We start from the raw sequence: 4,177 nt of genomic DNA on the forward strand, positions 1-4,177 counted from the left end.
CTAGAACTTGATTTTTAAACTCAAGAGAATATTGACTTTTAACTGATTTCTTCTTTAACATTGGACAACCCTTCTATATGAACGCCTAAGTTCATAGCATATTGTCCACCAAAAGGAATCACTTTATTAACTGCTTTTAAAAATGTGGTAGGAGATAAAATTGTTGATGAATTAGGTTGGAAAGTGTTAATTCGAGCTCACAAAAATGAGGCCTATGCCGAAATAATCAATTCTAAAATAATATATACATGCATTTTTACGCTCATTTTTATTTTAGTGATTTCTTTGAGTGTTTTCTTTAGCAAAAATTTAGCAAATATGCTTATGAATGTGGCTAACCAATTAGCGAATGGTAACCTGTTATTAAATAAATCATCGGCAGAAGCATCTTCTGAAAGCCAAAAACTTTCTGCAGCAACACTTGAGCAAGCTGCCTCTCTTCAAGAAACCGTAACAGCAGTTAATGAAATAAGCGCCATGATGAATAAAACCTCTGAAATGGCGGATACTTCAAGAAAAAAATCGGATGAAAATAAAAATAAAGTAAATGAAGGAAAAACAATTATTCATAGAATGGTAGATTCCATTTCAAATATAAAATCGAGCAACCAAGAAATTATGGATCAAGTATTAGATGGCAATAAACGAATCTCTGAAATTGTGAAAGTAATTGCAGAAATTGAAAGCAAAACAAAAATCATAAATGAAATTGTGTTTCAAACAAAACTTTTATCTTTTAATGCCTCTGTAGAAGCCGCAAGAGCTGGTGAACATGGCCGTGGTTTTTCTGTTGTTGCAGAAGAAGTAGGGAATTTAGCTCAAATGAGTGGGAATGCCTCTAAAGAAATTTCTTCTATGCTTGAGAGTAGTATTAATAGAGTAAAAACAATCATCGATCAAACAAAAAACAATGTTGAGAATATTTTAACAAAGTCAAAAGAGACTATGAAAAATGGAGAAGCTATTAGCAATGAATGCGCTTCTATTTTTGAACAAATTTTTGTAAACTCGGAAGAAGTAAATCATCTTGTTTATGAAATTGCAAATTCAGCTCAAGAACAAGCTAAAGGTGTAACAGAAATCAATCACGCTATGCAAGAATTAGATAACGTAACACACCAAAATAGCAATATTGCTCAAAAAACATCTAAAACAGCAGCAGATCTTTTAAGACAAAGTTACGAAATTGAACAAATGGCTTCACACCTTGTAAAAATTATTGTGGGTAATGAAAGTAACATAACAAAACTTAAAGTCAGCTCAGGAAACAATAATGACAAAGGAAATTATAATCCACCTGAAAATAAAAAGAGAGCAATGGATAGTCATATAAAAAGTACCATGTCACCAATAATAGAAACAAACAACAAAAAAGAATTCAAACCAAATAAGGAAAAGACACAACCTAAAGCTGTAGCAAGTGAGGAAGTGCCTTCCTACAATGACCCTAGATTTGAGGATCTTTAATGAATAGCGAATGGTATTCTTTGATACAAAAAATATGCCATATTGCCCATGAAGAAACAGGGAATCAACTCAATGAAAAAAATTTCACTATGGTTGAATCTCGACTAAATAAAAGATTTACTACTTTAGGAATTACCACTCCTTCAGACTACTTAAAGCATTTAAATGCCAATTTTGATACCGAAAAAAAAGCGATTATCTCTTTGTTAACAACACATCATAGTTACTTTTTTAGAGAATATTTTCATTTTGAAGACATTGAAAAAAAATATTTAAACCAAATTATCAACGATAAAAGAAATAAAACAATTCGAATTTGGAGTTCTGCCAGTAGCCAAGGTCAAGAAGCTTATTCCTTATCGATGTTTTTTCATAAATTAAAAAAAGAAAATAAAATAAAAGATTTTGATTATAAAATAATTGGAACAGATGTAGATCACGAATCCGTTAAATATGCTCAAAATGGAGTCTATTTTTATAAAGATATTTCACAAGTTCCCATGTCTTATGTCCATGGAAATTGGGTTAGAGGTCTTGCAAGTATTCGAGATTTTGTAAAGCCTAAAAAACATATCAAAGATCCTGTTTCATTTGAAGAAGCCAATTTATTAAAATTAAGTAACAAATTTATAAATGATAAATTTGATATTATTTTTTGCAGAAATGTTTTAATTTATTTTAATCAACAACAAGTTTCTGAAATTATCAATTCATTACTAAGTAGACTAGAACCAAATGGCTTATTGGTTTTAGGAATAAGTGAATCTATATTAGGTCTTAATTTACCTGTTAAATTACTATCAAATTCAATTTATTGTCACAAAGATTATTCACCTAAAGAAAAAGTTACATTTGAAGAAATAAAACCAATTGAAAAATCTTTGATAAATGTTTTATGCGTAGACGACTCTCCAACCATTCTTGTATTGCTTAAAAAAGTTTTAACAAAAGATAAAGGATTTCAAGTTGTCTCTACTGCAGCAAATACCAGAGAAGCAAGAGAAAAGCTAAAAACCAATAATGTGGATATCATCACACTTGATATTCATATGCCAGAAGAAACAGGCATTGAATATTTAAAAGCAGATTTTCATAAAGAAAAACATCCGCCTGTTTTAATTGTCAGTTCTATTGAACGAGATGGCACAACTATTGCAAAAGAAGCTTTAAGTTTAGGGGCTTCAGACTATGTTGAAAAACCCGATTTAAAAAATATTGAAGAATCAAGTGAAGAAATTTGTTTTAAATTAGAGACTATTTATAATGATTCTAAAAAAATAAAACCGATATCAAAAAATGAAGTAACATCAAATTATTCTAATAATATAAATAATGAAATTATAAAAGTATTAATTGTTGATGACTCTAAAACAATCCGGATGCAGCTTAAAAATATTTTATCAAAAAATAAACAAATACAGGTTGTCGGTGAAGTAGAAGATCCAAGAACATTAGAGGATCAAATTAAAATTCTAAAACCAGACGTAATTACATTAGATATAAATATGCCATTTTTAAGTGGTATCGATATTTTAAAATTAATTTTGCCAAAATATAAAATCCCTACGATTGTCGTAAGCGCTCTAAATATGGAAGAAGGTTCTTTAGTCATGGAAGCATTGGAACTTGGTGCTTTCGATTTTTTTCAAAAACCGGATTTTCGCCAGTTAGAAGAAGAAAGCAAAGTATTAATCGATAAAATTATTCACAGCAAAAATGCTAAAATTCCATTTTTTAAAGCGCCTATAGTTAAAAGTAGAGTCGATCAAAATACAATGGATGGTAATTATTTAATTGCTATTGGATCTTCTACTGGGGGAACAGAAGCTTTAAAACATATTTTAGAAGAACTTCCCTCACAAATTCCTCCCATATTAATTGTACAACATATCCCTGAAGTTTTTTCAAAAGCACTTGCAGACAGACTCAATAAACTTTGCCCTTTTGAGGTCAGAGAAGCAAAAAATGGAGATATCGTAGAAAAAAATAATGTCTATATAGCACCAGGTAATAAACATATGATTGTGAAAAAAAACAATCAAAACCTTCAAATTGAAATCACAGAAACAAGTACAATAAATGGGCATAGACCTTCCGTCGATGTTTTATTTAACTCTGTTGCACAATTAAAATTAAAAAAAACAATTGGAGTGATTTTAACAGGAATGGGCAGTGATGGCGCTAGGGGATTAAAGCAGTTAAAAGATTCGGGGTCAAAAACAATCGCTCAAAATGAAGCAACATGCGTTGTTTTTGGAATGCCAAAAGAAGCGATAAAGTTAAATGCAGCCGACTTTATTGAACCAATTGATAACATTTCAAATAAATTAATTCACATGACACGGAGCTAATAGTAAGAGAGGTTTGTTATGATTGAAGAATTTAAAAACAAAGCCATTGCAATTATAGATGATGAACAAGAAATTTTAGATGTATTTAAAGATATGATAAATTCACATATTAATATCAATATATATGACTTTAATTCCTCTTTAAAAGCGATTGAAAGTTTACAGGACGGTTTTCAACCAAATGTTTTTTTAGTAGATATAAGAATGCCGAAAATGAATGGCCTTGAGTTTATTGCAAAGTTAAAAAAAATGAATATTGGTAGGTAGAGACATGACTTTTATTTCCTTTCAAATAAAGTAATTCATTGCCATGAAACCCCTGCAGAACCGGACTTGTAGTTTTCCCACATCCGGCTCCC

3 protein-coding genes are annotated in these 4,177 nt (G+C 30.2%); all 3 read left to right on the top strand.

What is annotated here, in order from left to right; all coding sequences use genetic code 11:
• Positions 1-324 precede the first annotated feature (324 nt).
• From ACIQ56_RS15220 to ACIQ56_RS15230, 3 genes are read left to right on the top strand one after another with little or no spacing between them, the layout of a single operon-like run.
• Positions 325-1,467 carry a methyl-accepting chemotaxis protein gene (locus ACIQ56_RS15220; protein ID WP_397601897.1) on the top strand — a complete coding sequence of 381 codons (1,143 nt, stop codon included), beginning with the start codon at positions 325-327 and terminating at the stop codon, positions 1,465-1,467.
• A complete protein-coding gene (gene cheB, locus ACIQ56_RS15225; RefSeq protein WP_397601898.1) occupies positions 1,467-3,818 on the top strand; it encodes a chemotaxis-specific protein-glutamate methyltransferase CheB in 2,352 nt (783 codons plus the stop codon). The genes ACIQ56_RS15220 and cheB overlap by 1 nt, the downstream gene beginning before the upstream one ends.
• Positions 3,819-3,836: 18 nt before the next feature.
• On the top strand, positions 3,837-4,085 hold the full coding sequence (locus tag ACIQ56_RS15230) for a response regulator (protein WP_397601899.1): 249 nt from the start codon (positions 3,837-3,839) through the stop codon (positions 4,083-4,085).
• The last annotated feature ends 92 nt before the right edge of the window (positions 4,086-4,177 follow it).

The sequence above is a fragment of the Silvanigrella sp. genome, assembly GCF_044369315.1.
In the GTDB taxonomy this organism is placed as follows: domain Bacteria; phylum Bdellovibrionota_B; class Oligoflexia; order Silvanigrellales; family Silvanigrellaceae; genus Silvanigrella.

Excerpts from the sequence above, each read along its gene's own strand:
- ACIQ56_RS15220 (WP_397601897.1), top strand. The coding sequence starts at position 325 with ATGAATGTGGCTAACCAATTAGCGAATGGTAACCTGTTATTAAATAAA.
- cheB (WP_397601898.1), top strand. The coding sequence starts at position 1,467 with ATGAATAGCGAATGGTATTCTTTGATACAAAAAATATGCCATATTGCC.
- ACIQ56_RS15230 (WP_397601899.1), top strand. The coding sequence starts at position 3,837 with ATGATTGAAGAATTTAAAAACAAAGCCATTGCAATTATAGATGATGAA.